Genomic DNA, 26,038 nt, shown 5'->3' with positions numbered 1-26,038 from the left:
CCTCAGTCGCCGTCGCCGAGGCCCGCGACGCCTGCGACGCCCGGGGTGAGCGCCGCGGCGGAGGAGAGGTGGGTGGCGACGAAGTCGTCGAACGGCACCGGCCGCCCGATGAGGTAGCCCTGGGCGAAGTCGACCCCCTCCTCGCGGCAGATCTCGAGGATGCGCGGCTCGGAGACGAACTCGGCGACGGTGCGCTTGCCCAGGTCGCGGGCGATGCCGACGATCGAGCGCATGATGGTGCGGTCGACGGGCGACTCGTGCACGTGGGCGACGAACTCGCCGTCGATCTTCACGTAGTCGAAGAGCAGGTGCTTGAGGTAGTAGAACGACCCGAAGCCGGCGCCGAAGTCGTCGAGGGCGAACGCGCACCCGAGGTCGGTCATCCGCGTGGCGAAGTCTCGCGCGAGGGCCACGTCGGCCACCGCGGCGGTCTCGGTGATCTCCAGGATCAGCGCCGACGGGTCGACGCCGTGCGTCGGGAGCCCGTCGACGATGGCCCGCTCGATCTCGGGGTTGCCGATCGAGTGGCCGGACAGGTTGACCTCGAACTGGAAGTCGGGCCGGTGGTCGCGCCGCATCCGGCCCAGCAGCTCGAGACTGTGGTCGACCACCCAGGCGTCGACCTGGGGCATCAGTCCCACGCGCTCGGCGATGTAGACGAACCGCGACGGCGGGACGAGCTCGCCGTCGTCGTCGCGCAGCCGCAGCAGCACCTCGGCGGAGGTGATCCGCCCGGTGGCCATGTCCATGATGGGCTGGAGGTGGAGCTCGAACCGGTTCTCGATGAGCGCCTGCTCGACGCGGCTCACCCAGTGCAGCCGGGCGGCCGTGCGCGGCCCGCGCGCGTCGCCCTCGGACAGCACGACGGCCTGGTTGCGGCCGGCGTCCTTGGCGTCGTACATCGTCATGTCGGCGAGCGCGAGGACGTCTGCCGCATGCTCGGCGGCGGCGCGGAACGTCACCGCGCCGACACTGGCCGTGACGCGGCGGGCCACGCCGTCGAGGGTGGCGGCGTGGTGGGCGATGCGCTCGACGACGAGCTCGGCCACCCGTGCGGCGTCGGCCTGGTCGCCGTCGGTGAGCAGGATCGCGAACTCGTCGCCGCCGACCCGCGCCACGACGTCGGTGCTGCGGATGGAGCGGCGCAGCAGCCCGGCGATCGTGACGAGGAGCTGGTCGCCGGCGTTGTGCCCGAGCGTGTCGTTGACCTGCTTGAAGTTGTCGAGGTCGAGCAGCAGGAGCGCGCCGGTGGGTCCGTGGCGCTGGCAGCGGTCCAGGTGCCGCTCGAGCTCGCTCTCCAAGCGCCGCCGGTTGGCGAGGCCGGTGAGCACGTCGTGGTCGGCGAGGTGGGCCAGGCGGTCGAGGTAGCGACGACGGTCGGAGATGTCGACGACGTTGATCATCACGATCTCGCCCATCTGCGGGTCGCCGACCACGGTGCTGCTGAGGGAGGCGCTGACGTCGTGGCCGCCGGAGTCGCGCAGGTTGCACTCCGACTGCAGGGAATCGCCGCGATAGCTCGACACCCGGTCGAGGTGGTCCTGGACGCGACCCTCACCCGGGGTCTCGAAGTCCGCGAAGCGATGGCCGACCATGTCGGGCGGGTCGAGGCCCACCAGGACGGCCATCGAGATGTTGACCCGGATGATCGTGCCGTCGGGGTCGAGGAGGGCGACGCCGTGCGGGGCGTCGTCGAAGAGCCGCTCGACCCGGTCGTTGGACACCTGGACGCGGCGGCTCTGCCGCTCGAGGTCGCGCACGATGCGTTGCAGGACGGGGGCGATGACCACCGCGACCGTGGCCCACAGCACCGCGCGGCGCCAGTCGCCGAGCGCGTAGCCCGGCGGCCCGATGAGCGCGATCGGCACGACGACGGTGAGCACGGCCAGCAGGCTCGCGACCCACAGCTGGGTGCGGCTTCCGGTGATGGCCAGCCAGAGGATCGGCAGCAGCAGCAGGACCGTCGTGCCGGAGGACGACCCCCCGTCGCTGGCCCCCGCGGCGTCGTTGACGAGGGCGGCGAAGGGGAACAGCAGGTAGGCCGCGACCGGGTCGAGCCACGAGCGCGTGCTGCGGCGCTGGCCCAGCGCGTAGACCACGACGACCAGCACCAGGCACAGCACCGCGAGCCCGACCACCCACCACGGACGCTCGTAGGGCGGCAGGAGCACGGTCACGAGGCCGGCGACAGCCACGATGCCGAACGGCGCGGCGATCGCAGGCCCACCTCTCCTCAGGTCGGTGAGGGATGACACGGGTGCAGCGCCCCGCACGAAGCGACGTCGCACCGCCCCATCGTACTGGGGGCGTGCGACGTCGCGCGCGGGTTCAGTCGGTCTCGTCGAGGTCCGCCGCGACGCGGCGGTGGGCCTCCCAGATCTCCTCGGGCATCCGCTCGAACTGCGCGAGGTGCTCCTCGCGGAAGCCCATCTCCTGCTGCCAGCGCTCCTTGTCGATGCTCAGGATGCGCTCGAGGTCCTCCGCCGGCACGTCCATGCCCGAGAGGTCGAGCTCCTCCTCGGTCGGCAGGATGCCCACGGCCGTGCGGCGTCCCTCCACCTCGCCGTTCTTGAGCTGGAGCAGCCAGAGCAGCGGGCGCAGGTTGTCGCGGTAGCCGGGCCAGAGGAAGTGACCGTCCTGCGGGTCCTTCTGGAACCAGTTGACGTGGGCGAAGATCGGCTGCTCCTTCGCGGCGCCCACGATGTCGAGGTAGTGGCGCGCGTAGTCGCCCTCGCCGTAGGCCATGAAGGGGCGGTTGGACATCGGGTCGTAGCGCAGCTGGCCGTCGACGCCCTCCGCCGCGAACGTCGCCTCGGCGCCCAGGGTGAGGCCGTCGTAGACGCCTTCGGCGAGGTCGGTGATCGCGCGGATCAGCGGCTCGCGGTCGCTCGTGCGGCCGCCGAAGATGATCGCGTCGATCGGCACGCCGGGCGGGGCGTCGTAGTCGGGGGCGATGTTGGGGACGTTGTCGAGCGTGGTGGTGAAGCGGCTGTTGGGGTGCGCCCAGGGCGCGGTGTCGTTGCTCTTGCGGTCGGCCAGCGGGGAGCCGGTCCAGTCGAGCCAGCCGCGCACGTCCGACGGCGGCTTGGGGGTCTTGCCCTCCCACCACACCTCGCCCGTCGACGGGTTGTAGGCGACGTTGGTGAAGATCGCCTTCGAGCCCTCGTCGACGGAGTGCAGGGCGTTGGGGTTGGTGGTCTCGTTGGTGTCCTTGGCGACGCCGAACACGCCGTACTCGGGGTTCATGCCCATCAGGCGGCCGGACTCCTCGTCGACCCACAGCCACGCGATGTCGTCGCCGTAGAACGCCACGTGGTAGCGATCGCCGAGCGCGTCGGGGGCCGCCATCATCGCGAGGTTGGTCTTGCCCGAGGCGCTCGGGAAGCCGCCGCAGACGTGGTAGGTGCGGCCCGTCTGCTTGTCGTGGATGCCGATGAGCATGTACTGCTCGGCGAGGAACTTCCGGCTCGCCCAGCCGTCGTACGCCCCCTGCCGCAGGCCGTGGGCGATCTTGCCCAGCAGCGCGTTGCCGCCGTAGGAAGACCCGAAGTGCAGGATCGTGCGCTCGTCGGCGACGGTGACGAAGTAGCGCTGGTCGTCGGGGGTGCCCTGACCGAGGTGCTCGAGGTCGCCGGTCACGTGGACGGCGCGGACGAACGAGTCGGGGTCGTCGAGGTCGTTGACGAACTGCACGCCGACGCGGGCCATGCGGATCATGTGGAGCGCGACCGTGCGCGTGTCGGTGAGCTCGACGCCCGCCGCCCAGCGCTCGAGCGGGTTGCCGGCGGGGGCCATCAGGTAGGGGATGACGTACATCGTCCTGCCCGTCGACGCCCCGCGCATCCGCTCGCGCAGCAGCGGCTTCATCTCCGAGGCGGGGCGCCAGTTGTTGTAGACGCCGCGGTCCTTCTCGTCGTTGGTCGCGACGATGGTGCGCTCCTCCGAGCGGGCGGTGTCCTTGTAGTAGCTGCGGGAGTAGTAGCGGCCCTCGCCCGCCGGCTGCAGCTCACCGGCCGCGAGGGACTCCTCGATCAGCCGGGCGTCGTCGGAGGCGTTGACCACCTCGACGCGCTCCGCCCCGGTGAGCTCGGCGTACTCCCTCACGAACTCGCGAACCTTCGGGTTGGTCAACCCGGCCTCGTCCATCACTGCCTCGAGATCTGTCATGGCGCTCCCTCTCGTCGTGCGGCGGTGCGTCGCCGCGATGCGGGTTGCTTGGCACCCTAGGGCACCGCCGCCTCGCCCGATCCGTCCTCCCGGGGGTGCTGATTTCGCCGCTTCGGACTGCGTCGGCTATCCTCGACCAGTCGTCGCGAGCCCGCCGGTTCGCGCAGACGGGCGCCTGTAGCTCAACGGATAGAGCATCTGACTACGGATCAGAAGGTTTGGGGTTCGAATCCCTACAGGCGCGCAAGACATGGATCGCCCCTGAGCTGCGGAGACGCGGGACAGGGGCGATCGTGCGTTGGTGCGAGGCGGTCCCGACCCGCACCGGCTCGCCAGGGACGCCAGGTCAGCGGCCGGCGGTCGCCTCACACCGCGCCTTCAGGCCTTCCGCCTCCAGGTCGACGTACCTCGCGGTCCTCCGCAGGGTCAGCGCTCCGATCAGGGACGCCAGCGGACCGGTGTGGCGGATGCCGAGGCGCACAGCAGTCCGCGACCCGTCGTCGATCGGCTCGACCCAGTGGTCGCCGTAGGTGGTGACGCCGGACTTCGTCGCGACCCATCGGAAGTGTCGTCCCGGGGTGAGCTCATCCACGGTCCACACCATCGCGGGCATGCGCGGTTGCTCGATCTCGACCGCGAGGCCGAGCCCCACCCCCGCCCCGGTGGCGGTCCCCTCGACGATCCGCGCGCTCGTCATGGACGCGGTCCACTCCGGCATCCGCTCGACGTCGGCCAGCACCCGCCAGACGTCGTCGCTCGGTGCGTCGATCACGACTCTTCTGCTGCACTCCGTGGCCATTGCACCCACCGTCCCTTCCTGGACTCCGCGATCGCGGTGTGTACCATATGGTACATCGTCCTCGTCGAAGGTGCCTCCCATGTATCCAGATCCCTCCTGGCCCGTCATCGCCCTGGCGGCACTCCAGGTGGTCGACGGCCTGCTGTGCGTCAAGCCGGTCGCGTTCATCGCCGCGTGCTTCGACGACGTCGGGTTCCCGACGCGCTGGCGCTGGGTCTTCCCGGTGGTCAAGCTCGCCGCGGCCGCGGGACTGCTGGTGGGCCTTGTCGTGCCCTACCTGGCAGCGGCGGCCACGGCCGGCCTGGTCGTGTACTTCGTCCTCGCCATCTGCGCCCACCTCAGGGCGCGGGACCTCGGCCGCAACCTCTTCGTCAACGCGACGGGGATGCTCGCCGTGTGCCTCGGGGTGCTCTACGCCTCGTTCGCCTGAGCCTTGTCACGGAGCAGGGCGGCGTAGAAGTCCAGGTAGCGCTCGTGCGCCCTCGCCACCGCCTCCGTGTCTCCGGTGGCGAGCAGGTCCAGCAGCAGTCCGCGGACCACCGCGATGCCGAGACGCGCGTCGACCGGCGCGTGCTCCGCGTCCCCGGTCGCGGCGGCGAACATGCCGGTCAGGGGCTCCATCCACTCCTCGACGGAGCTCTTGGGCAGCTCTGCCGCCGCGCCGGACCCCTGCAGGCCGGCGGCGTAGAGCTGGAAGAACAACCTCTCGTGCGGGGCGACCGAGGGGCTCGACAATGAGCGCCACATCGCGCGTGCGGCGGCGATGGGGTCCGGGTGGATGGAGGCGAGCTCGACCCGCCGCTCACGCTGGAGGCGTTCGACCTCCTCGACGACCGCCACGAGCAGGCCGTCGAACGAACCGAAGTGGTAGATGAGCATCCGGTGGCTGGTGCCGACCTCTTCGGCCAGACGCCTCAGCGTCCAACCCCCGCTCCCCTCGCGGGCCATGAGCTCGATCGTGGCGTCGAGCAGCCGACGCCGCGGGTCGGTGGGCCCCGCAGAGTCCCCACTGCTCCGCTCCGACACACCCGCAACCCTAGACGACGGCGCGGCTCCGGACGTTGAGCCGGTCACGACGCCGGCTCGGTCCGCGACTCGCGCCACCGCCTCTCGATCCCGTTGAGGAGTGCGGGGTAGACGACCCGGTGACGCAACGGCCTGATGAGCGCCATGTAGGCGCGCCCGAGGCGGCCGTTGGGACGCACGAGGACCGCCATCTGGCCGCGATGACCGCCGCGGCCGTCCGCCACCCAGCCGAGGTGCATCACCGTGTGGACGGTGCGGTTGGCCATCTCGGCGGCCCACTCGTCCCCGGTCTCGTAGAGCGTCACGAACGGTACGCCCGGGAGGTCGCTGCGCGGTGCCCGGACGAGGTCGGCGGGCAGGCGGCCGCGCAGCGATGCCACCCGGTCGCCGAGCCCCGACTCCGGCCGGTCCCACCCGAGGAGCTGGCCGATCCGCCAGCGGGCAGCCCAGAGCACCTGGACGATGCGCGGCGCACTGGCGGGGAAGTCGTCCTCGACGAAGGCCGCGACGAGGGAGCCGAACTCGTCGCCGGCCCCGTTGGTCTCGATGGCCCAGACGTCCTCCAGGGTGAAGTCCCGGGTGGCGTCGTGGATGCGCCACGGCTGGTCGACATGGGCCTGTCGCGGCAGTCTCATGAGGTGCTCTCCGTTCGTCGGGTGCCCTGCGGCGGGACACGGATGCGTACCACATGGTACAACCACGTATGTACCATATGGTACGTCCGCGGGTCGAGCGCAGGCCGCGGCGAGTCGTCCGAGGAGGACCCGGTGGGAGCAGTCGACGTATGGGCACAGCAGGTCACACCGCGCATGGCCGAGCAGCCGTGGATGGCGAGCCTGCTCCGCTGGACGCGCCAGGACAGCCGCGACATCGTCGTCCCGGTGGAGCGGACGGTCGCGACCATGGACGAGGCCGACGTCGACATCGCGCTCCTGTCCGCCTGGCACGGCCCGACCGGTGCGCTGATCAGCAACGACGAGGTGCTCGATGCGGTGAGCACGCGGCCGGACCGGTTCCGCGCCCTCATCAGCGTCGACCTGCACCGGCCCTCCGATGCGGTGAGCACCATCCGGGAGCTGGCGAGCGACGACGCGGTCGTGGGGGTGCGGGTGGTCCCGTGGCTCTGGGACCTGCCACCGGACGACCGGCTCTACTACCCCGTCCATGCAGCATGCGTCGAGACGGGCCTGCCCTTCTGCACCCAGATCGGCCACACCGGGCCGCTCAGGTCCTCGGAGACCGGACGCCCCATCCCCCACCTCGAGCGCGTGCTGCTCGACTTCCCCGAGCTCGTGGTCGTCGGTGGTCACGTGGGCTTCCCGTGGCTCGACGAGGTGACGTCGCTGGTCCTCAAGTTCCCCAACTTCTACGTCGACTCGTCCGCGTACGCCGTCCATCGCCTGCCGACCGCCTTCGTCGACCTGGCGGCGGGAGTGGGCCGCGGGCGCGTCATGTTCGGCACCAACCACCCCATGCTGAGCGCTGCTCGCGCGCTGGAGGGACTGCCCCACCTCGGGTGGGGCGACGACGTGGTCGCGGCGTTCCTCAGCACGACGGCCCGCCGGGTGTTCGACCTGCCCGACCCGCGCTGAGCTGCGCCTAGGATCGACGGGTGCCGCCCATCGACGACGAGTCCCGTCCGCGCGTGGCGGGCTCGGTCGAGCTGACGCCCCAGCAGCGCGTGGGCGGTGACCACCTGCGGATGATCCACGACCACTTCCGCGCCCAGCTGGCAGCCCTGAGCCGCGCCGTGGAGGGCGTACGGGACGGGGCGGGCGACGGGGCGGGCCAGATCGAAGCGGAGGACCTCGCGGCGGTGCGCGCAGGGGTCCACGGCCTCGCGCCGGCACTGACCGCCCAGCAGGTCGCCGGGATGTGCGGGCAGGTCTGCCGCTTCCTGACGATGCACCACTCGATCGAGGACCAGAGCCTGTTCCCCGCCGTCGCGACCCTGGAGAGGTACCGCCCCGTCGCCGTGCGGCTGGGCGAGGAGCACCTGGTCGTCCACGCCCACCTCGAACGGGTCGACGACCTGGCCGTGGCCGTCGCGTCCGACCCGGCCCGGGTCGAGGAGATGCTGGCCGCGGTCACCGACCTCCGGACCGACCTCGAGTCGCACTTCGCCTACGAGGAGGCCGAGATGGCCGAGCCGCTGGGACTGCTGGGGCTCCTCGTCTAGCTGCCCCCGGGCGCCGCTCACCCCGTCGTGCGGGACTCCTGGTGCCCCCAGCGGAGCTGGTAGGCCATCAGCGGCTGGAGGGCGGCGAGCAGGTCGCGTCCGCGCGGGGTGAGCCGGTAGCGCACCTGGACGGGGGTCGACGGCACGACCTCGCGCTCGACGAGGTCGTGGGCCTCGAGCTCGCGCAGGCGGGCGGTGAGGAGGCGGGCGGAGAGCCCGTCGACCGCGGCCTCGATCTCGCCGAACCGGGTCGCACCGCGACCGAGGGCGAGCATGATCGCTCCGGTCCAGCGGCGCCCGACGAACTCCAGGATCGGGGTCGCCTCGCGGCAGGTGGCGTCGTCGATCAGGTCGCGGGGGGCGAGGGTCCGGGTCACTTACCCATCGTAACCCGCTTACCCCAGGTTGTCCCGGTGGCGTCGAGGACGGATCTTTGGGGCATGCCCGACTACGGCCACCCCCTTCGCTTCGGCACCTTCCTGACCCCCACGGCCGCGACGCCGCAACGACCCGTCGACCTCACGCTGGTCAGCGAGGACCTCGGCTACGACCTCGCGACCTTCCAGGACCACCCCTACCAGCCGTCGTTCCTCGACACGTGGACGCTGATGTCGTACGCGGCGGCTCGCACCGAGCGGATCCACCTCTCGGGCAACGTGCTCAACCTGCCGCTGCGGCAGCCGGCGGTGCTCGCCAAGTCGGTGGCCAGCCTCGACCTGCTCAGCGGCGGCCGGGTGGCGCTCGGGCTGGGCGCCGGCGGGTTCTGGGACGCGATCGAGGCCTACGGCGGCACCCGGCTCACCCCCGGCGAGGCGGTCGACGCCCTGGCCGAGGCCATCGAGATCATCCGTGGCGTCTGGGACACCGGCGACCGCTCGGTGCTCGCGATCCCCGGCTCCCACCACCGGGTCCACGGCGCGAAGCGCGGCCCGGCGCCGTCGCACCGGGTGCCGATCTGGCTCGGCGCCCTCAAGCCCCGGATGCTGCGGCTGATCGGGCGCTCCGCCGACGGCTGGCTGCCCTCGCTGGCCTACCTGCAGCCCGGCGACCTCCGGCGCGGCATGGCCACCATCGACGAGGCGGCCCGCAAGGCCGGCCGCGACCCGGCCGAGGTGACCCGCCTGCTCAACGTCGGCCCCGACCTGGGCGCCGACGACCTCGTGCGCCTCGCCGTCGAGGACGGGGTCAGCACCTTCATCGTGACGGGCGACGACGAGGGCGGCCTGCGCCGCTTCGCCGGCCTCTTCGACGAGGTCCGCGAGCGGGTCGCCGAGGCGCGCAGCGCCAGCGGCACGACGGTGCGGACGACCGTGCGCGGTCCGGCGGCGCTCGCGCGGCGGCTGCCCGGCATCGCGTACGACGACCTCCCCGACACCCTGGCCGAGCGGGCCGTCGAGCCGGGTGACGCGGCCTACGCCCGCTACCGCTCGGCCTACCTGCGGGGCGGCGCGCCGGGCCTGGTGCTGCGACCGCGCACCGTGGCGGAGGTGCAGGAGGCGGTCGCCGTCGCGAGCGAGCACCGCGACCTGCCCCTCGGCATCCTCAGCGCAGGGCACGGGATCTCGGGCCGCTCGCTCAACCACGGCGGGCTCGTCGTCGACGTGAGCGCGCTCGACTCCATCGAGGTGCTCGACCCGGAGGCCGGCACGGTGCGGATCGGGCCGGGCGCCCGGTGGGCCGGCGTCGCCCGGGCGCTGGCCCCGCACGGCCTGGCGATCAGCAGCGGCGACTACGGCGGCGTGGGGGTCGGCGGGCTGGCGACCGCGGGCGGCATCGGCTGGTTCGCCCGCTCGCACGGCCTCACCATCGACCACCTGAACGCCGTCGAGCTGGTGCTGGCCGACGGCCGGGTGGTCCGGGCGACGGCAGAGGAGGAGCCCGACCTGTTCTGGGCGGTGCGCGGCGCCGGGGCCAACTTCGGCATCGCCACCTCCTTCGACTTCACCGCCGCCCGCGTGGGCACCATCGCCTTCGCCCAGCTCGCCTTCGACGCGAGCGACACCGCGACGTTCCTCGAGCGGTGGGGCCGCGCGATCGAGGAGGCCGACCGCAGCGTCACCGGTCAGGTCGTCCTCGGCCGGCGGCGCGGTGGGCAGCGGATCGCCCAGGCGATGCTCGTCGTCGAGTCCGACGACCCCGAGACCGTCGTCGCACGGCTGCAGCCGGTGGCCGAGGTGGCGCCGCTCGTGCAGCAGGACGTCGCCCTGACGACCTACGACCAGGTGATGGGGCTGTTCGGCAGCGACGAGCCGCAGCAGGGCCAGGGCGAGCCGCACACCCACTCCGGCCTGGCCGACCACCTCACCCCCGAGCTCGCCGCGGAGGTCGCCGCCCTGCTCGACGGCGGGGCGTCCTACTTCTTCTCCCTCCGTGCGGTCGGAGGTGCGGTCAGCGACGTGCCGAGCCACGCCACGGCGTACGCCGGGCGCAGCGCGGGCTTCTCGCTGTCGGCGTTCGGGGCCGACGGCCGCTTCGACGACGCCTGGGAGCGGCTGGTGCCGCACCTGTCCGGCAGCTACCTCAGCTTCGAGACCGGCACCGGACCGGTCTGGCTCGAGCGGGCCTTCCCGCCGGCCCACCTCGCCCGGCTGCGCGAGCTCAAGGCCAGGTTCGACCCCACGGGCCTGTTCCGCGACAACTTCTTCATCCCTCCGACCGTCGCCACGGCCGCCGACCTCGCCTCTGAGGGCCCGGCCGCGTGAGGCGGGTCGTCCTCGACGTCGACACCGGGATCGACGACGCCCTCGCGCTCCTCTACGCCGTCGTCAGCCCGGTCCTGGAGCTCTGCGGGGTCACCACCGTGGTCGGCAACGTCCCGGCCGAGGTGGCCGCCCGCAACTCCGCGGCGGTCCTGGGCCACGCGGGCGCCCGCGAGGTGCCCGTGGCGCTCGGCGCCACGACCACGCTCTCCGGCGCCGGGGCGCGGGAGGGCGCGAGCAACCACGGCCCCGACGGGCTCGGCGGGGTCCGGCTGGCGTCGGCGCGCCAGTCGGCGTACGCCGACCCCGTGGCCGTGCTGCGCACCGCGGCCGACGGCGGCCCGGTCACCCTCGCCGGCCTGGCACCCCAGACCAACCTGGCCTCGCTCGCCCACCTCGCCGACGACCTGGTGCTCGTCGCGGGCGAGCTCGCGGTCGAGGAGCCGCCCGAGCTCAACGCCGCCCACGACCCCGACGCCACCGCCCGCGTCCTGGCGAGCGAGCGACCCACGACGCTCTACGTCGCGGACGTGTTCGAGCAGGTCGCGGTGGCGCCGGGCGACGTCGAGCGCCTCCGGTCCTCCGCCCGCCCGGCCGCGGCCCTGGCGGGCGCGCTGCTGGCCGTGCGCCGCGCCCACCTCGTCGGCGACGCCGGCGCGCTCGTCCTCCTCACCCACCCGCACCTGTTCCGCGTCGAGCCGCGACGGATGGGGCAGGTGGGCGCCCACCTCACCGAGGCCCGTGACGGCCGCGTGCTGCCGGTGGCGGTGGAGGTGGACGCCCCGGCGGTGGCACGGACGTTCGTCGAGGCGCTGCTCGCGCACTGAGGAGGCACGGCGCTCTGGCGCATGTACTTCGAATGCGAAACACTGTGGGCATGTCGAGCCGTCTCGGTCCCCGTCTGCGCAGGTCGGTGCGGCTCGCCCTGGTGGCGGCGCTGCTGGGCGCGGGAGCGTCGGCCTGTGCCGACGATCCGGACCCCGCGGACGCCCCGCAGCCGTCGACCGCGGAGGTCACCTCCCTGGCGGATCGCTGCCTCAGCGCCTACCCGGACGGCGTGCCGGTCGAGCGCGTCGTGCTGGAGGGGGACGGCACGGACATCGTCGGGGCCATCGTGGGCGACTCCCCGGCGACGACGGCGGTCGTGCTGCTCCCGCAGATCGGCCAGGCGGGCCTGTGCGGATGGCTGCCCTATGCCGCCGTCATGGCGCGTGCCGGGATCACGTCGTTGCCCATGGACCCCTGCGGCTACGGCGAGTCCGCGTGTGACGACGTGCCGATCGAGACCCAGGTCGAGCTCGCGATCGACCACCTGCGTGACCTCGGGGCGGACCGCGTCGTGCTGATGGGCGCCTCGATGGGCGGGTCGCAGACGGTGCGAGCGGTGGGTGCGGGCGCCGAGATCGACAGCTGGGTCGACCTCTCCGGCCCCAGCGCCTGGGAGGGCGAGTGGCTGCTGGACGTGGCCGCGGACGTCGACGCGCGCGGCCTCGTGGTCCGGGCGCGCAGCGACGGCGACCCCGGCGAGTTCGCGCGAGCCCGACGGCTGGCGGCGCGCACGGGCGCGACGTTCGTCGAGGCGCCCTCGGGGCACGGGTGGGACATGCTGCTCGACGTCGACCGCCGTCCCACCCGGGTGGGGCGGGCCGTGCTGGGGTTCGTCTGCTCCGGCCGGCCCGAGGCGTGTGGCGACCAGTAGCGCGTCAGCGGTGCCAGGTCGCGGACACGTCGTCCAGCCCGTGGGCGATGCGTCCCAGCGCCGCCCGGAGCTCGTCCCGCGCGGCCGCACCCCCGACCGACCGGTCGAGGCGGCGTACGACGTCGGCCACGATCGCCTCGCACGCCGTCCGCTTGGCCTCGCCCGCCGGGGTCAGCGTGAGGGTGACCGAGCGTCCGTCGCTCTCCGACCTCGTGCGCCTCAGGTGGCCCCGACGCTCCAGGAGGTTGAGGTAGCCCGTGAGGGTGCCCGGCGACAGCGAGAGCCGCTCGGCGAGGCGGCCGGGGGTGTCCGCTCCGCGGTGCACCTGGCCGTAGACGGCGTAGTGGGCGGGCGCGACCCCCTCGCGCAGGAGCGCGGTCTTCAGGAGCGCTCCGATGCGCTGGTCCAGCACGAAGAGGTCCAGCAGCAGGTTGCTGCCCGGCTCGTCGAGCACGGGCGGGGGCGGGTCCGAGGAACGCCGTGGCATGGCGGCACCCTACGGCGGGCCGCTACCACTCGCCCAACGCGGCGAACCGCTCCCCGATGAGCCGGTGCGTCTGCGAGTCGGGGTGCAGGTTGTCGGGCAGCGGCAGCCGCTCGGCGTCCGCCGGGCCGTAGAGCGCGAGGCCGTCGACGTACGCCAGGTGCGGGTCGGCGCGCCGCTCGACCACCTCGGCGAGCACCTCGCGCACGACCTCCAGGGTCAGCGCGCCCCGCCCGACCGCCTCGGGGTCGCCGGTGGCGACGAAGGCGACCCGCCCCTCGGCCAGCGCCTCCATGTCCGGGCCCGTCGGGCCGGGCGTCGCCTCGTGGATCCCGCAGTGGACGGGTGAGACCAGCCGGATCGGCGTACGCGGGTGGCCGTCGCGGATCGTGTCGAGCCAGCCGTGCAGCGCCGGACCGAGCGCACGGCGGCGCAGCAGGTCGGTGTTGACGAGGTTGATGCCGATCTTGAGGCTGATCACGTCGGCCGGGGTGTCGCGGAGGGTGCGGGCGACGAACGGGTCGAGCAGCGCGCTGCCGCCGAGCCCGAGGTTGACCAGGTCGAGGCCCGCGAGACGGGCGGCCACCACGGGCCAGGGCTCGGTGGGGTGGGTCGCGACCGAGCCGTGGCTGATCGAGCTGCCGTGGTGCACCCAGCGCGGCCGCTTCTGCACGAGCGGCGCGAGCGGGCCGTCGGCCCGAAGGTCGATGAGCTCGGTCTGCTCGTCGTGCGGGAGCCAGACCTCGACGTGGCGCTCCCCCGCGGCGTCGGGCGCGGGCAGGTCGATCACCAGGGTGACCGGCTCGCCGGCGGTGAGCGTGCTGGCACCGGTCATCATGTCGACGTCGAGCACGTTGCCACCGGGCGCCTGCACCCGCTGCACCAGCTCGCCGTCGACCAGCACGTCGTACCAGCCGTCGGGCCGGGCGGGCGCGCCGACGTAGCGCCGCTTGGTGGGCAGCACGTCGAGCTCGAGCCGGGTGGCCGCGGTGCGCAGCGCGAGGCGTACGCCGGCGGGCTGGGCCTCGACGAGGCGCAGCTGCGGGTCGTCGGTCTGACGGCGAGCCCACGCGGGCAGCCGGTGCGGCAGCAGGCCGCGCGCCGTCTGCTCGAGCTCGAGCGCGCCGGCGACGAGGGCGGGGTCGATCATCGTGCCTCCCAGGAGCGCAGCAGGGTGTCGAGCCCGTCGAGCACGCGCTCCCACGTGTCGTCGGACGTGGGGGCGCTCGCACCGCCGTGGCCGAAGGCGCCGGCGGCGTCGAGGGCGGCGTAGCCGTGGAAGGTCGCGCCGAGCAGGCGCACCGCGTGGGTCTCGTCGGCGGCCGACAGCGCGTAGCCGCGCAGGGCGGACCGGGTCAGCTCGGCGTGCCGCGGGCCGGCGCTGGCCGCGGCGGCCTCGGCGTCGAGCGGCAGCCGGGTGGCGGCGTAGCGCCCCGGGTGGGCCCGGGCGTAGTCGCGCCAGACGCCGCCGAGGGCGACCAGCGCCGACCGGCCGCCGACCCCGGCGAGCGCGGCCGCGACCGCGTCGGCGGTCTCCTCGAGGGCGAGCAGCGCCACCCGGACGCGGACGTCGTCGGCGCTGCGGACGTGGGTGTAGAGGCTCGGGGTCGCGATGCCGAAGCGCTGGGCGAGCGCCGCGAGGGTCACGCGATCGAGGCCGACCTCGTCGGCGAGCTCGGCGGCGGCCTCGGTGACGCGCCCGCTGGTCAACCCGGCTCGGGGCATGGTGCGGCCCCCTTCCTCATGCGGTGAGGCTCTCACCTTAGGGCATGAGGAAAGGGGCCCTTGATCAGCGGCTGCGGGTGGCCTTGCGCGCCGCGTCCACCTCGTCCTTGGCGCCCTCGCTGACGAGCGCGCCGCTCGCGCCCTGCAGGTGGGCCCGGATGAACCACTGGTACTGCTCGAGCTCGCCGGTCTGCCCGGTGAGGATGTCCTCGGTGACGGGGTCGTCCTCGACCGCCTCGATCGCCGCACGATGGTCGGCGATGATGCCGGTGTACACGAGGTCGAGGGCGGCGAGGTGCGCCGCGGTGTCGGCGCGGCCGAGGTCGTAGTCGTCCCACGAGCGGGCCGCGACGAGGGCGCCGGGCAGGCCGTTGGGCGGGACGCCCAGCGTCGACATCCGCTCGGCGAGCACGTCGACCATGGCGCGGACGCCGTCGATCTGCGGGTCGAGCATCTCGTGGACGCCGATGAAGTGCGGGCCCACGACGTTCCAGTGCGCGTGCTTGAGCGTGAGCGCGAGGTCGTTGAGGGCGTGCACCCGCATCTGCAGGGCGTCGGCGACGGCGTGGCCCGTCGCGGTGTCGAGGCCCGGGACGGTCAGCGGCGCGTCGGCGTCGCTGGTGACCTGGGACGGGGTGGCGGTACGTGTCGTCTTCTTGGTCATGTCCTCCAACCTAGGCCCGGCGCGCAAGCCCGTCGCGGGCGGGCACCGGCCTCGTCGGCCCCCTCCCCCGCTCGGGTGAGGAGCCGTCGCGGAGCCGGTGGCACCGTGGTCCGCATGGCCGAGAAGAAGACGACGACGAAGGATCCCGGACCGTCGGTCAAGGACGCGGAGGTCTACGAGGCCCTGCGCGACGACGGCGCCAGCAAGGAGAAGGCGGCCCGCATCGCCAACGCCTCGGCCGCCCGCGGCCGCTCGTCGGTCGGCGAGCGCGGCGGCGAGGCGACGGCCTACGAGGACCGCACGGTCGACGAGTTGCGCAGGCGCGCCGCCGAGCTCGACATCGAGGGCCGCTCGACGATGTCGAAGGCCGAGCTGATCGACGCGCTCCGCAACCACTGAGACCGACCCGGCGCTCGAGCCGGCACACGACGCGCCGACCGGACCATCGAACCGGCACACGACGCGCCGCCTCGGGGGCGAACTGTGGTCAGGATGCGCCGACTCGGCGGGAGATCACGGCGAAGATGCGCCCACTCGACTAACGGGGGTCGAGCTCGGCGAGGGCGCGGAGCCGCCTCGACGCCCTCCGCGCCGACGAGATCGCCCACACCCGACCGCCGGAGCAGCCGCGCCCCCAGGTCGGCCCCGCCGACGGCTCCGGCCCCGCACCCCTGCGCGCGTCGTCCTGACCTCCCTTCCGTCAGTCAGGGCGACGCCCCGGGCGGCCCCAGGGTGGGCCGGGTCGACGCCCGGCCCGGTCCACCCGGACGGGTGTCCTTGTCCGACCACCGCCGTGGCAGGTTGGAGGAAGGACCAGCTGGTCCCGCACCTACCTCAGAGGAGGAACGACGATGGGTCTGGACGACAAGTTCGACAACAAGTCCGACGAGCTCAAGGGCAAGGCAAAGGAGGCCACCGGCAAGGCCACCGACGACGAGAAGCTCGAGACCGAGGGCAAGACCGACCAGGCCGGCGCCAACCTCAAGCAGGCCGGCGAGAAGGTCAAGGACGCCTTCAAGGGCTGATCCGGCTGCACGGGCCATCCGCTCGCCGACCGGCGCGGCAGCCGCGTACGCCGCGCATGCCGCGCCGGTCGCTGGGTACGAGCGGGCCATGACCAACGACCCCGACAAGATCGATCCGTCGAAGCAGAGTGGCCGCCCCGTCATGCTCACCGGGGCCCTCGTGGGCCTCTTCCTCGCCCTCGCCCTGATGGTGGTCGTCTACCTGCTCGCCCGCTGACGCGCCCCCCCACCGCCCGCCTCCGCTGCGGGTGTCGGTCGGCGCTCATAGGGTGGCGCCCGTGACCCTGCACCTCCACACCGCCGAGCGCACCGACGCGCTGGCCGACGGCCTGGCGGACCTGCTGGTCACCCCGCTGCCCGATCCGTTCGCGCGCGAGGTCGTCGTCGTGCCGGCCCGCGGCATCGAGCGCTGGCTGACCCAGCGCCTCTCGCACCGCCTCGGCGTCGGCGCGCGCGGCGGCGACGGCGTGTGCGCGGGCGTCGAGTTCGTCACCCCGTCCTCCCTGGTGTCGATGCTGCTCGACCGCGACGCCGACGACCCGTGGAGCCCCGACCGCCTGGCCTGGCCCCTGCTCGAGGTGGTCGACGAGGCGATGGGCACTGCCGGGTTCGAGGACCTCACCCGCCACCTCGGCGCCGGCGATCCCGGCGACGAGCGCTCCGCACGCCGCTACGCGGTGGCCCGCCGCCTCGCCGGGCTCCTCTCCTCCTACGCCGTCCAGCGTCCGCAGCTGGTGCGCGACTGGAGGGCCGGACGCGACACCGACGGCGCGGGCGGGCCGCTCGACACCGACCTGCGGTGGCAGGCCGAGCTGTGGCGCCGGCTGCTCGCCCGCGTCGACGCGCCCCCACCCGACCTGCGCCACGAGACGACCCTGCGGCTGCTGCGCGACGGCGACGACGGGCTCGACCTGCCCGGCCGCCTCTCGCTGTTCGGCCACACCCGGATGCCGGTGACCGAGGTGGAGCTGCTGCGCGCCCTGGCCGGGCGCCGCGACGTCCACCTGTGGCTGCCGCAGCCCTCCCCCGCCCTCTGGGAGGCGCTTGCCTCGACGGCGGCGGCCGGGCCCGTGCCGCGGGCCGACGACCGGTCCGCCGACCTCGTCGCGCACCCGCTCCTCGCCTCGCTCGGCCGCGACACGCGCGAGCTGCGCCGCACGCTCGGCGAGCTCGATCCCGAGCAGCACCCGTCGGGCCACGCCGATCCCGCCACCCTGCTCGGCTGGCTGCAGTCCGACCTGCGGGCCAACCGGCTGGCCGACGCGGGCACCCGCGCCGGGCGCGTACGGGCGCGCACCGACCTGTCCGTGCAGGTGCACGCGTGCCACGGCACCGCCCGACAGGTCGACGTGCTGCGCGAGGTCCTGGTCGGGCTGCTCCAGGACGACCCGACGCTCGAGCCGCGCGACATCCTCGTGATGTGCCCCGACATCGAGACCTACGCCCCGCTCATCTCGGCGGGCTTCGGCCTCGCCGACGTGGCCCACGAGGACGTCGGGCACCCGGCGCACCGCCTGCGGGTGCGCCTCGCCGACCGGTCCCCCGGCGCGACCAACCCGCTCCTCGGGGTCGCCGCCGACCTCGTCGAGCTGGCCGCCGGCCGGATGACGGCCACCGCCGTGCTCGACCTCGCCGCTACCGAGCCGGTCCGGGCCCGCTTCGGCCTCACCGACGACCATCTCGAGCGGATCGCGCGATGGGTCGACCAGGCAGCCATCCGGTGGGGCTACGACCGCGACCACCGCGCCGGCTTCGGCCTCGACCTCGACGCCAACACCTGGCTCGCCGGCCTGCAGCGGGTCCTGCTGGGCGCGGCGATGTCCGGGGAGGGGCACCGGTCCGTGGGCGGCACGCTGCCGCTCGACGACGTCGGCGACGGCCACCTCGACCTCGTCGGCAGCTTCGTGGAGATGGTCGAGCGCCTCCACGCGTTCGTGCGGGAGGCCGCCGCCGCGACGACCGTCGGCGACTGGACGGGCGCGCTCGGACGGGCGGTGCACGGGCTCACCCTCAGCGGCACCGACGACGCCTGGCGGGTCGCGCAGTTCGACCGCGAGCTCGCCCGCATCGACGCCGGCGTCGGCGACCACGACACCCGCCTGCGCCACGCCGACGTACGCGCGCTGCTGCGCCACCGGCTGCGCGGGCGCGCGACGCGGAGCAACTTCCGCACCGGCACCCTGACGGTCTGCACGATGGTGCCGATGCGGTCGGTGCCGCACCGCGTGGTGTGCCTCGTCGGGCTCGACGACGGCGTCTTCCCGCGGCTCGAGGCCGTCGACGGCGACGACGTGCTGGCCCGACGACCGATGACCGGCGAGCGCGACATCCGCTCCGAGGACCGCCAGCTCCTGCTCGACGCGATCGGCGCCGCCACCGAGACGCTCGTGGTGACCTACGCCGGCCGCGGCGAGCACACCAACGACGACAAGCCGCCGGCCGTCCCGCTCGGCGAGCTCCTCGACGCGCTCGACCGCACGGCCAGCGCGCCCGTGCGGGACCACGTCCTCGTCCACCACCCGCTCCAGCCCTTCGACGAGGCCAACCTCACCGCAGGCGCGCTGGTCGCCCCCGGCGACCGCCCTTTCTCCTTCGACCGCACGGCACTCGCCGGCGCCCAGGCGGCGCGGGCACCCCGGCCGGCGCCGCGCTCGCTCGTGCCGGGCCCGCTCGCGCCGCCCGAGCCCGCCCGCGAGGTGGAGCTCGCCGACCTCCACGACTTCCTCGCCCACCCGGTGCGCAGCTTCCTGCGCCACCAGCTGCGCATCACCACCCCCTACGACGTCGACGAGACCAAGGACGCGATCCCGATCTCGCTCGACGGGCTGGAGAAGTGGGACGTCGGCGACCGGCTGGTGCGCGACGTGCTCGACGGCGGCGAGCCCCAGGCCGCGATGCTCGCCGAGCAGCTGCGCGGGCTCCTCCCGCCCGAGGACCTCGGCGCCGCCATGCTCACCGAGATCGTCCAGCGGGTGCGTCCGCTCGTCGAGGCCGCGGTGCCGTTGCGCCGGGGTCCCGCCCGCACCCTCGACGTCGACATCGACCTCGGCGACCGCCGGCTGACCGGCACGGTGGGCGGCGTCTTCGGCAACAACCTCGTCGCGGTGAGCTACTCCAGCCTCGGCGCCAAGCACCGGCTGGCCGCGTGGCTCGACGCCCTGGCCCTGGCCGCCGGCCACCCCGACGAGAACTGGACCGCCCACACGATCGGCCGATGGGGGCGATCCGGACGTCGGGCGCTGGTGTCCCCGATGCCCGACGACGACGCCCGCGCCCACCTGCGCGACCTCGTGGCCGTGATGGAGCGCGGACGCTGCGAGCCCCTGCCGCTGCCGGTGCGCACCAGCCTGGCCTACGCCGAGGAGCACGCCATCGCCACCCGCGCGGGCGGCGGCAGCCAGGCCGACCCCGACGCCAAGGCCCGCGCCGAGTGGGAGACCCCGCGCTTCAACGAGTCCGGCTTCCCCAAGGAGGACGGCGACCAGTGGCACGTCCGCGCCTGGGGCGAGCGCGCCCCCTACGACCTGCTCGCGGCGCCGCTGCTCCCCGACGAGCGGGCCGCAGTCGACGAGCCGGCCGGTGGCACCGCGGCCCCCCACCGCCTGGGCCACTACGCCCTGCGGGTCTGGTCGCCGCTGCTCGCCCACGAGCTGGTACGGGGGATCTGAGATGAGCGAGCTGCCCGACCTGGCTGCCATGGAGACCTTCGACATCTGCGGCCCCCTGCCCACGGGCACCACCCTGCTCGAGGCGAGCGCCGGCACCGGCAAGACCTGGACGATCGCCGCGCTGGTGACGCGCTACGTCGTCGAGGGCGTGGCCACGTTGGAGGAGATGCTCGTCGTCACCTTCACCCGCGCGGCCAGCCAGGAGCTGCGCGACCGGGTGCGCCGCCAGCTCGACGAGGCTGCCGCCGTCCTCGCCGACCCGACCACCGCCGACCCGGCCAACCGCCTGCACCACTGGCTCCTCGACGCCGACGAGGCCGAGCGCGTCGTGCGCCGCGCCCGGCTCACCGAGGCGCTGACCTCGTTCGACGCCGCGACCATCGCCACCATCCACCAGTTCTGCCAGCTGGTGCTGCGCAGCCTCGGCGTCGCCGGCGACACCGACACCGGCGCCGTCCTCGTCGAGGACCTGGAGCAGCTGACCACCGAGGTCACCGACGACCGCTACCTCCACCTCTTCGCCCGTCAGCAGCACGCCTCGTGGACCCGCGACGACGCGCTGGGCATCGCCCGCGCGGTCGTGGGCGATCCCCGCGCCCGGGTGGCGCCGCAGGAGGCGCTGGTCGAGGAGCCCGACGGGCTCCCGGCCGCGCGCGTGCGGTTCGCCTGCGACGTGCTCGGCGAGATCGAGCGCCGCAAGCGCCGCCTGGGCGTGCTGTCCTACGACGACCTCCTCGGCCAGCTCGCCGACGCGCTGCGCGACGACGACGCCCCGGCCCGCGCCCGGATGCGCCAGCGCTGGAAGGTCGCGCTGATCGACGAGTTCCAGGACACCGACCCGGTGCAGTGGCAGGTCTTCGAGCGGGCGTTCCACGGCGTCGCCACGCTGGTGCTCATCGGCGACCCCAAGCAGGCCATCTACGCCTTCCGCGGCGGCGACATCGTCACCTACCTCGAGGCGGCCGAGCAGGCCACGACCCGGCAGACCCTCGGGGTCAACTGGCGTGCCGACCAGCCGCTGCTCGACTCGCTCCACGTGCTGGTCGAGGGCGCCGCCCTGGGCGACGAGCGCATCGCCGTCCACCCCGTGTCCGCGCACCACCGCACCCCCCGGCTCGACGGGGCCGGGCCGCCGTTCCGGCTGCGGGTGGTGCGCCACGACGAGCTCGGGCGCCGGCGTCCGCGCATCGGCGACTGGCGCCAGCACGTGCTCACCGACCTCGCCGCCGACGTCAAGCGGCTGCTGACCAGCGACGCCACCGTCGGCGCGGGCGACGAGACCCGGCCGATCGAGCCCAAGGACGTCGCGGTGCTCGCCGCCCGTCGAGCCGACCTGCTCGCCGCGCAGGACGCCCTGGCCGCCGTCGGGGTGCCCGCCGTGCTCAACGCCGGCGGCTCGGTCTTCAAGACCGCCGCGGCCACCCAGTGGCTCACGCTGCTCGAGGCGCTCGAGCAGCCCCACCGCGCCGACCGGGTGCGCGCCGCGGCGCTGACCGACTTCTTCGGGCGCACGGCCGAGGACCTCCAGGCCACGCCCGACCCCACCGACGCGCTGAGCGAGCACGTACGCCGCCTCGCCGACGTCTTCGCCGCCCGCGGGGTCGCCGCGGTGCTGGAGAGTGCGGTGCTCGACGGGCTCACCGCCCGGGTGCTGGGCCGCGTCGCGGGCGAGCGCACGCTCACCGACCTGCGCCACGTCGGCGAGGCGCTGCACAAGGTCACCGTGAGCGAACGGCTCGGCGTGGTCGGCCTGCTCGGCTGGCTGCGCGCGCAGGTGGCCGACGACAAGGTCGAGGTCGCCTCCGAGCGCACCCGACGGCTCGACTCCGACGCCGCCGCCGTCCAGCTGGTCACGATCCACGGCAGCAAGGGACTCGAGTACCCCGTCGTCTACCTGCCGACGCTCTGGGACCGCTGGGTGCGCGACGAGGACGTGCCGCTCTTCCACGACGCCGACGGCGAGCGCTGCCGCGACGTCGGGGGCCCCAGCCGGTGGCGCGACGCGGCCGTCGCCGCGAGCCGCCACGAGGACGCCGGCGAGTCCCTCCGGCTGCTCTACGTCGCCCTCACCCGGGCGCAGTCGCAGGTCGTCGCGTGGTACTGCCCCACCGCCAACAACACCGCCAGCGCGCCGCTCCACCGGATGCTCTTCGGGCGCGCGCCCGGGCACCCCCGCGTCAACGACGAGCAGCCGGTCGTCGGCGACGACGAGCTGGTCGAGATCCTGGGCCGCTGGAAGTCGGCCGGCGGGCCGCAGCCCGAGCTCGCCGTCCTCGCGCCCGTCGACACCACCCCGATCCAGCGCGACCTCCCCCCGCTGGCGGTGCGCCGCTTCGACCGCGACGTCGACACCGACTGGCGCCGTACGTCCTACTCCGCGCTGGCCGCGGCCGGCGCCCCGCACGGCGGTGCCGCCGAGCGGGTGCTGTCCGAGCCCGACGACGCGCCCGAGCTCGACGACGTCGAGCTCGACCCGCTCGACGACGGGCCCGTCCTCGACCCCGACCTCGACCTGGCGGCCGTCGCCTCGCCCATGGCCGACCTCCCGGTGGGCGCGGAGTTCGGCTCGCTGGTCCACGAGGTCCTCGAGCACGCCGACCCCGCCTCGCCCGACCTCCGCGCCGAGCTGCTGGCGCAGATCGAGGAGCACCGCGCGTGGTGGGCCGTCGACGTCGACGCCGACGCCCTCGCCGACGCGCTCGTCGCGGTCTGCGACTCCCCGCTGGGCCCGCTCGCTGGTGGGCTGACGCTGCGCGACATCCACGTCGGCGACCGGCTGCGCGAGCTCGACTTCGAGGTGCCCCTCGCCGGCGGCGACCTGGCCGCCGCGCGCGACGCGGCCCCGGTCGTCCTCGGCGACCTCGGCCCGCTGCTCCGTGCGCACCTGCCGGCCGGCGACCCCCTGCTGGCCTTCGCCGCGACGCTCGAGTCCGATCCCGACCTCGCGGCGCAGCGCCTGCTGGGCTACCTCACCGGCTCGATCGACGTGGTGGTCCGGGTGCCGGTCGAGGGCCGCACCCGCTACCTGACCGTCGACTACAAGACCAACTGGCTGGGCGACCGCGCCACGCCGGCGACGGCCTGGGACTACCGCCCGGCCGTCCTCGACGAGGCGATGGGGCACTCCGACTACCCCCTCCAAGCGCTGCTCTACGTCGTGGTGCTCCACCGCTACCTGCGCTGGCGGCTGCCGGACTACGAGCCTCACCTGCACCTCGGTGGGGTGCTCTACCTCTACCTGCGCGGCATGTGCGGCCCCGAGACGCCCAGCGTCGACGGCCGGCCGTGCGGCGTCTTCTCGTGGCAGCCGCCGGTCGCCCTCGTCACGTCGGTGTCCGACCTGCTCGACGGGGTGCGGCCGTGAACGCCCCCCGCCGTCCCTCACGCCCGCTGCGCTCCTCCGACCGACGCCCCAGGGACCCCGCATGAGCGACCTCTTCGAGCCGGTCGACGGCACCGACGCCCGGCTGGCGCTGGGTGCCACCGGGCTGCTGGCGGCCTTCAACGCCGCCGGCGTCCTCACCACCGCCGACGTCCACGTCGCCGCCGCCCTCGGCCGCCTCGGCCAGGAGTCCGACGAGCGGGTGCTGCTCGCCGTCGCGCTGGCCGTGCGCGCCGTGCGTGGCGGGTCCGTGTGCGTCGACCTGGCGACGGTCGCCGACCCGCCCGACCTGCCCTGGCCCGAGACCGGCGACTGGACCGCATCGGTCGCCGCGAGCCCGCTGGTGACGGCCGGCCTGGTGCGCTGGGACAACGACCTGCTCTACCTCGACCGCTACCACGAGCAGGAGACCCAGGTCGTCGACGACCTGCTCTCGCGCGCCGCCACCTCGCCCGAGCACGACCCCGACCTCATGCGCGCCTCGATGGCCCGGGTGGTGGCGGCGATGCAGCAGGCGCGCCCCGGGACGACCTACGACGAGCAGGTGGCGGCGTGCCTCGCGGCGGCGGGCCAGTGGACCACCGTGCTCACCGGCGGCCCGGGCACCGGCAAGACCACCGCCGTCGCCTCGCTGCTCGTCGGGCTCCTCGACCAGCACCCGCGCGGGCTGCGGATCGCGCTCGCCGCCCCGACCGGCAAGGCGGCGGCGCGCCTGCAGCAGGCGGTGCACCAGGAGGCGGAGGCCTTCGAGGAGGCCGACCGGCTGCGCCTGGCCGGTGTCACGGCCTCCACCCTGCACCGGCTGCTGCGACCCGACCCGGGCAACTCGACCCGCTTCCGCCACCACCGCGGCAACCGGCTGCCCCACGACGTGGTCGTCGTCGACGAGTCGTCGATGGTCTCGCTGACCCAGATGGCGCGCCTGCTCGAGGCGGTGCGCCCCGACGCACGCCTGGTGCTGGTCGGCGACCCGCACCAGCTGTCGTCGGTGGAGGCCGGCGCGGTGCTCAGCGACGTGGTGCGCGGCTTCGCGGGACGGGCCGACTCGCCGGTCACGGCGCTGGAGTCCACCCACCGCTTCGGCCCCGACATCCGCGAGCTGGCCGAGGCGCTGCGCACCGGCGACGCCGACGCCGCGCTGGAGGTGCTGGCGGCCGGTCACGACGCGGTCGAGTGGGTCGACGAGCCCGACCCGTCCTCGCGCATCCGCACCACCGCCCTCGACGCGGCACTCGCCGTGCGCGACGCCGCCGAGCGCGGCGACGTGCCCGGTGCCCTCGCCGCGCTCGACCGGCACCGCCTGCTCTGCGCGCACCGCGACGGCCCGTTCGGCGTACGCCACTGGAACCGGCGCATCGAGCACTGGCTCACCGCCGTCACCGGCGACCCGCTCCACGAGCGGGCCTACGTCGGCCGGCCGCTGCTGGTCACGGCCAACGACCACCAGCTCGGCGTCTACAACGGCGACAGCGGAGTGGTCGTGCTGACCCCCGCCGGGCCCCGCGCGGTGATCGCCGCCAGCGACGGACCGCGCGACCTGGCGCCCTCCCGCCTCGGCGACGTCGAGACCATGCACGCGATGACGATCCACAAGTCGCAGGGCTCGCAGGCCGACGTCGTCACGGTGCTGCTGCCCGACGAGGACTCCCGGCTGCTCTCGCGCGAGCTCTTCTACACCGCTGTCACCCGGGCCCGGTCCCGCGTGCGCGTCGTCGGCTCGGAGCCGGCGATCCGGGCGGCGATCGGGCGCCGGGCCCAGCGCGCGAGCGGCCTCGCGGTGCGGCTCGCGGCCGCGGGGCGCTCCGGCGACCATGACGACGACCACGGCGTCGGCGCCCCGCCGTCGCGCGTCTGAAATGTGCATGACACGCGTGACCGCTAGCCTCGACGCATGCCCTACCTGATGCGCGTCGAGCTCCCGGACGTCCCCGGGTCGCTGGGTCGTGTCGCGACCGCCATCGGTGAGGCCGGCGGCGACATCGACGCGATCGAGATCGTCGAGAAGCGTGACGGCTTCGCCGTCGACGACGTGCTCCTCGAGATGGCGCACGGGACGATGCCCGACTCGGTGGTCTCCGCCTGCGGCACCCTCGACGGCGTCAGCGTGCTGTGGATCAACCGCTACGCCGCGGGCGGCAACCTCTTCCTCGACCTCGAGGTCGTCGAGGCCCTCACCGAGGACCCCTCCACCGCGCCCGACCGGCTCGTCGAGATGCTGCCGGTCGCCTTCCGCGTCGACTGGGCGGCCCGCGTCACGCCCGGCGTCGACGGCGTCGGGGCGCGGGTCGTCCACGCCACCGACGCCGCGCCGTCGGCCTACGACGTCGAGCAGGTCGCCACCCCCACCCGCCTGCCGGGCGACGAGGTCTACGTGGAGTGCGCCGCTCCCTTCGGCGACGACCTCGTCCTGATGGGACGTCGCGGCGGCCCGGAGTTCCTCGACTCCGAGCTCGCGCGGTTCGGGCACCTCCTGGGCCTGGCGATGACGATCAGCCGCGCCTGAGCGCTCCGCTCCAGGCGT

At 74.2% G+C, this 26,038-nt stretch carries 23 protein-coding genes and 1 tRNA gene; 14 read left to right on the top strand and 10 right to left on the bottom strand.

Annotated elements, in window-relative coordinates; translation table 11 throughout:
- Positions 1 to 2 precede the first annotated feature (2 nt).
- A complete protein-coding gene (locus tag AC54T2_RS05565; RefSeq protein ID WP_496665720.1) occupies positions 3 to 2,255 on the bottom strand; it encodes a putative bifunctional diguanylate cyclase/phosphodiesterase in 2,253 nt (750 codons plus the stop codon).
- Positions 2,256 to 2,328: 73 nt separating this feature from the next.
- Complete coding sequence (locus tag AC54T2_RS05560) at positions 2,329 to 4,167, bottom strand: phosphoenolpyruvate carboxykinase (GTP) (protein ID WP_186339887.1); 1,839 nt, start codon at positions 4,165 to 4,167, stop codon at positions 2,329 to 2,331.
- A 171-nt stretch (positions 4,168 to 4,338) separates the two neighbouring features.
- Between AC54T2_RS05560 and AC54T2_RS05555 the strand changes: the two genes are divergently transcribed.
- Positions 4,339 to 4,411 (top strand) — tRNA-Arg (locus tag AC54T2_RS05555).
- Between the two features lie 102 nt (positions 4,412 to 4,513).
- On the opposite strand, the gene AC54T2_RS05550 is transcribed toward AC54T2_RS05555, so the two are convergent.
- Positions 4,514 to 4,966: an SRPBCC family protein gene (locus AC54T2_RS05550; protein ID WP_489975503.1), complete on the bottom strand. Its 453-nt coding sequence runs from the start codon at positions 4,964 to 4,966 to the stop codon at positions 4,514 to 4,516.
- A gap of 79 nt (positions 4,967 to 5,045) precedes the next feature.
- On the opposite strand from AC54T2_RS05550, the gene AC54T2_RS05545 reads away from it, so the two are divergent.
- On the top strand, positions 5,046 to 5,396 hold the full coding sequence (locus AC54T2_RS05545) for a DoxX family protein (protein WP_496665719.1): 351 nt from the start codon (positions 5,046 to 5,048) through the stop codon (positions 5,394 to 5,396).
- Here AC54T2_RS05545 and AC54T2_RS05540 read toward each other — a convergent pair.
- Positions 5,378 to 5,992, bottom strand: coding sequence for a TetR/AcrR family transcriptional regulator (locus AC54T2_RS05540; protein ID WP_206054470.1), 615 nt, complete (start codon positions 5,990 to 5,992; stop codon positions 5,378 to 5,380). The two genes, AC54T2_RS05545 and AC54T2_RS05540, sit on opposite strands and share 19 nt — an antisense overlap.
- A gap of 44 nt (positions 5,993 to 6,036) precedes the next feature.
- A complete protein-coding gene (locus AC54T2_RS05535) occupies positions 6,037 to 6,627 on the bottom strand; it encodes a DUF2867 domain-containing protein (RefSeq protein WP_186339885.1) in 591 nt (196 codons plus the stop codon).
- Positions 6,628 to 6,759: 132 nt separating this feature from the next.
- Between AC54T2_RS05535 and AC54T2_RS05530 the strand changes: the two genes are divergently transcribed.
- Both AC54T2_RS05530 and AC54T2_RS05525 read left to right on the top strand, forming a co-directional pair.
- Complete coding sequence (locus tag AC54T2_RS05530) at positions 6,760 to 7,584, top strand: amidohydrolase family protein (RefSeq protein ID WP_222129347.1); 825 nt, start codon at positions 6,760 to 6,762, stop codon at positions 7,582 to 7,584.
- A gap of 20 nt (positions 7,585 to 7,604) precedes the next feature.
- Positions 7,605 to 8,171 carry a hemerythrin domain-containing protein gene (locus tag AC54T2_RS05525; protein ID WP_496665718.1) on the top strand — a complete coding sequence of 189 codons (567 nt, stop codon included), beginning with the start codon at positions 7,605 to 7,607 and terminating at the stop codon, positions 8,169 to 8,171.
- Between the two features lie 17 nt (positions 8,172 to 8,188).
- On the opposite strand, the gene AC54T2_RS05520 is transcribed toward AC54T2_RS05525, so the two are convergent.
- A complete protein-coding gene (locus AC54T2_RS05520; protein ID WP_206054468.1) occupies positions 8,189 to 8,548 on the bottom strand; it encodes a winged helix-turn-helix transcriptional regulator in 360 nt (119 codons plus the stop codon).
- Positions 8,549 to 8,611: 63 nt separating this feature from the next.
- On the opposite strand from AC54T2_RS05520, the gene AC54T2_RS05515 reads away from it, so the two are divergent.
- From AC54T2_RS05515 to AC54T2_RS05505, 3 genes are read left to right on the top strand one after another with little or no spacing between them, the layout of a single operon-like run.
- Positions 8,612 to 10,873: an LLM class flavin-dependent oxidoreductase gene (locus AC54T2_RS05515; protein WP_496665717.1), complete on the top strand. Its 2,262-nt coding sequence runs from the start codon at positions 8,612 to 8,614 to the stop codon at positions 10,871 to 10,873.
- Entirely contained in the window at positions 10,870 to 11,697 is an 828-nt protein-coding gene (locus tag AC54T2_RS05510; protein WP_496665716.1) for a nucleoside hydrolase, read from the top strand. Before AC54T2_RS05515 ends, AC54T2_RS05510 begins: the two co-directional genes overlap by 4 nt.
- Positions 11,698 to 11,747: 50 nt before the next feature.
- Positions 11,748 to 12,569 (top strand): alpha/beta hydrolase family protein, encoded by an 822-nt coding sequence (locus AC54T2_RS05505; RefSeq protein ID WP_496665715.1) that lies wholly within the window; start codon positions 11,748 to 11,750, stop codon positions 12,567 to 12,569.
- Positions 12,570 to 12,573: 4 nt separating this feature from the next.
- On the opposite strand, the gene AC54T2_RS05500 is transcribed toward AC54T2_RS05505, so the two are convergent.
- The 4 genes from AC54T2_RS05500 to AC54T2_RS05485 all read right to left on the bottom strand — a co-directional run bounded on the left by AC54T2_RS05500 (position 12,574) and on the right by AC54T2_RS05485 (position 15,442).
- Positions 12,574 to 13,056, bottom strand: a complete 483-nt coding sequence (locus AC54T2_RS05500; protein ID WP_186339880.1) for a MarR family winged helix-turn-helix transcriptional regulator — start codon at positions 13,054 to 13,056, stop codon at positions 12,574 to 12,576.
- A 22-nt stretch (positions 13,057 to 13,078) separates the two neighbouring features.
- Entirely contained in the window at positions 13,079 to 14,203 is a 1,125-nt protein-coding gene (locus AC54T2_RS05495; protein ID WP_489975496.1) for an SGNH/GDSL hydrolase family protein, read from the bottom strand.
- Positions 14,200 to 14,778 (bottom strand): TetR/AcrR family transcriptional regulator, encoded by a 579-nt coding sequence (locus AC54T2_RS05490; protein WP_186339878.1) that lies wholly within the window; start codon positions 14,776 to 14,778, stop codon positions 14,200 to 14,202. Before AC54T2_RS05490 ends, AC54T2_RS05495 begins: the two co-directional genes overlap by 4 nt.
- Positions 14,779 to 14,842: 64 nt before the next feature.
- On the bottom strand, positions 14,843 to 15,442 hold the full coding sequence (locus AC54T2_RS05485; protein ID WP_186339877.1) for a Dps family protein: 600 nt from the start codon (positions 15,440 to 15,442) through the stop codon (positions 14,843 to 14,845).
- Positions 15,443 to 15,556: 114 nt separating this feature from the next.
- On the opposite strand from AC54T2_RS05485, the gene AC54T2_RS05480 reads away from it, so the two are divergent.
- The 7 genes from AC54T2_RS05480 to AC54T2_RS05450 all read left to right on the top strand — a co-directional run bounded on the left by AC54T2_RS05480 (position 15,557) and on the right by AC54T2_RS05450 (position 26,020).
- Entirely contained in the window at positions 15,557 to 15,841 is a 285-nt protein-coding gene (locus AC54T2_RS05480) for a DUF7218 family protein (protein WP_186339876.1), read from the top strand.
- Positions 15,842 to 16,293: 452 nt separating this feature from the next.
- Positions 16,294 to 16,467 carry a CsbD family protein gene (locus tag AC54T2_RS05475; RefSeq protein ID WP_186339875.1) on the top strand — a complete coding sequence of 58 codons (174 nt, stop codon included), beginning with the start codon at positions 16,294 to 16,296 and terminating at the stop codon, positions 16,465 to 16,467.
- An 88-nt stretch (positions 16,468 to 16,555) separates the two neighbouring features.
- Positions 16,556 to 16,684 (top strand): hypothetical protein, encoded by a 129-nt coding sequence (locus AC54T2_RS05470; RefSeq protein ID WP_260988509.1) that lies wholly within the window; start codon positions 16,556 to 16,558, stop codon positions 16,682 to 16,684.
- Between the two features lie 61 nt (positions 16,685 to 16,745).
- Positions 16,746 to 20,135 (top strand): exodeoxyribonuclease V subunit gamma, encoded by a 3,390-nt coding sequence (recC, locus tag AC54T2_RS05465; RefSeq protein WP_496665714.1) that lies wholly within the window; start codon positions 16,746 to 16,748, stop codon positions 20,133 to 20,135.
- A 1-nt stretch (position 20,136) separates the two neighbouring features.
- On the top strand, positions 20,137 to 23,499 hold the full coding sequence (locus tag AC54T2_RS05460) for a UvrD-helicase domain-containing protein (RefSeq protein WP_241005283.1): 3,363 nt from the start codon (positions 20,137 to 20,139) through the stop codon (positions 23,497 to 23,499).
- A gap of 61 nt (positions 23,500 to 23,560) precedes the next feature.
- The gene (gene recD / locus AC54T2_RS05455) at positions 23,561 to 25,372 is read left to right on the top strand and encodes an exodeoxyribonuclease V subunit alpha (RefSeq protein ID WP_186339873.1); all 1,812 of its coding nucleotides are present in this window, start codon (positions 23,561 to 23,563) and stop codon (positions 25,370 to 25,372) included.
- A 36-nt stretch (positions 25,373 to 25,408) separates the two neighbouring features.
- Entirely contained in the window at positions 25,409 to 26,020 is a 612-nt protein-coding gene (locus AC54T2_RS05450; protein ID WP_186339872.1) for an ACT domain-containing protein, read from the top strand.
- The last annotated feature ends 18 nt before the right edge of the window (positions 26,021 to 26,038 follow it).

Source organism: Nocardioides sp. Z35_8 (assembly GCF_059621125.1).
The sequence above is the reverse complement of the archived record's forward strand: the minus strand, read 5'-3'. Positions and strand labels throughout refer to the sequence as shown.

What these genes read in the sequence shown, in the direction of transcription:
- AC54T2_RS05550 (WP_489975503.1), bottom strand. Translation starts at nt 4,966, where the DNA reads ATGGCCACGGAGTGCAGCAGAAGAGTCGTGATCGACGCACCGAGCGAC.
- AC54T2_RS05560 (WP_186339887.1), bottom strand. Translation starts at nt 4,167, where the DNA reads ATGACAGATCTCGAGGCAGTGATGGACGAGGCCGGGTTGACCAACCCG.
- AC54T2_RS05505 (WP_496665715.1), top strand. Translation starts at nt 11,748, where the DNA reads ATGTCGAGCCGTCTCGGTCCCCGTCTGCGCAGGTCGGTGCGGCTCGCC.
- AC54T2_RS05470 (WP_260988509.1), top strand. Translation starts at nt 16,556, where the DNA reads ATGACCAACGACCCCGACAAGATCGATCCGTCGAAGCAGAGTGGCCGC.
- AC54T2_RS05480 (WP_186339876.1), top strand. Translation starts at nt 15,557, where the DNA reads ATGGCCGAGAAGAAGACGACGACGAAGGATCCCGGACCGTCGGTCAAG.
- AC54T2_RS05490 (WP_186339878.1), bottom strand. Translation starts at nt 14,778, where the DNA reads ATGCCCCGAGCCGGGTTGACCAGCGGGCGCGTCACCGAGGCCGCCGCC.
- AC54T2_RS05500 (WP_186339880.1), bottom strand. Translation starts at nt 13,056, where the DNA reads ATGCCACGGCGTTCCTCGGACCCGCCCCCGCCCGTGCTCGACGAGCCG.
- AC54T2_RS05545 (WP_496665719.1), top strand. Translation starts at nt 5,046, where the DNA reads ATGTATCCAGATCCCTCCTGGCCCGTCATCGCCCTGGCGGCACTCCAG.
- AC54T2_RS05475 (WP_186339875.1), top strand. Translation starts at nt 16,294, where the DNA reads ATGGGTCTGGACGACAAGTTCGACAACAAGTCCGACGAGCTCAAGGGC.
- AC54T2_RS05535 (WP_186339885.1), bottom strand. Translation starts at nt 6,627, where the DNA reads ATGAGACTGCCGCGACAGGCCCATGTCGACCAGCCGTGGCGCATCCAC.
- AC54T2_RS05495 (WP_489975496.1), bottom strand. Translation starts at nt 14,203, where the DNA reads ATGATCGACCCCGCCCTCGTCGCCGGCGCGCTCGAGCTCGAGCAGACG.
- AC54T2_RS05515 (WP_496665717.1), top strand. Translation starts at nt 8,612, where the DNA reads ATGCCCGACTACGGCCACCCCCTTCGCTTCGGCACCTTCCTGACCCCC.
- recD (WP_186339873.1), top strand. Translation starts at nt 23,561, where the DNA reads ATGAGCGACCTCTTCGAGCCGGTCGACGGCACCGACGCCCGGCTGGCG.
- AC54T2_RS05485 (WP_186339877.1), bottom strand. Translation starts at nt 15,442, where the DNA reads ATGACCAAGAAGACGACACGTACCGCCACCCCGTCCCAGGTCACCAGC.
- AC54T2_RS05450 (WP_186339872.1), top strand. Translation starts at nt 25,409, where the DNA reads ATGCCCTACCTGATGCGCGTCGAGCTCCCGGACGTCCCCGGGTCGCTG.
- AC54T2_RS05460 (WP_241005283.1), top strand. Translation starts at nt 20,137, where the DNA reads ATGAGCGAGCTGCCCGACCTGGCTGCCATGGAGACCTTCGACATCTGC.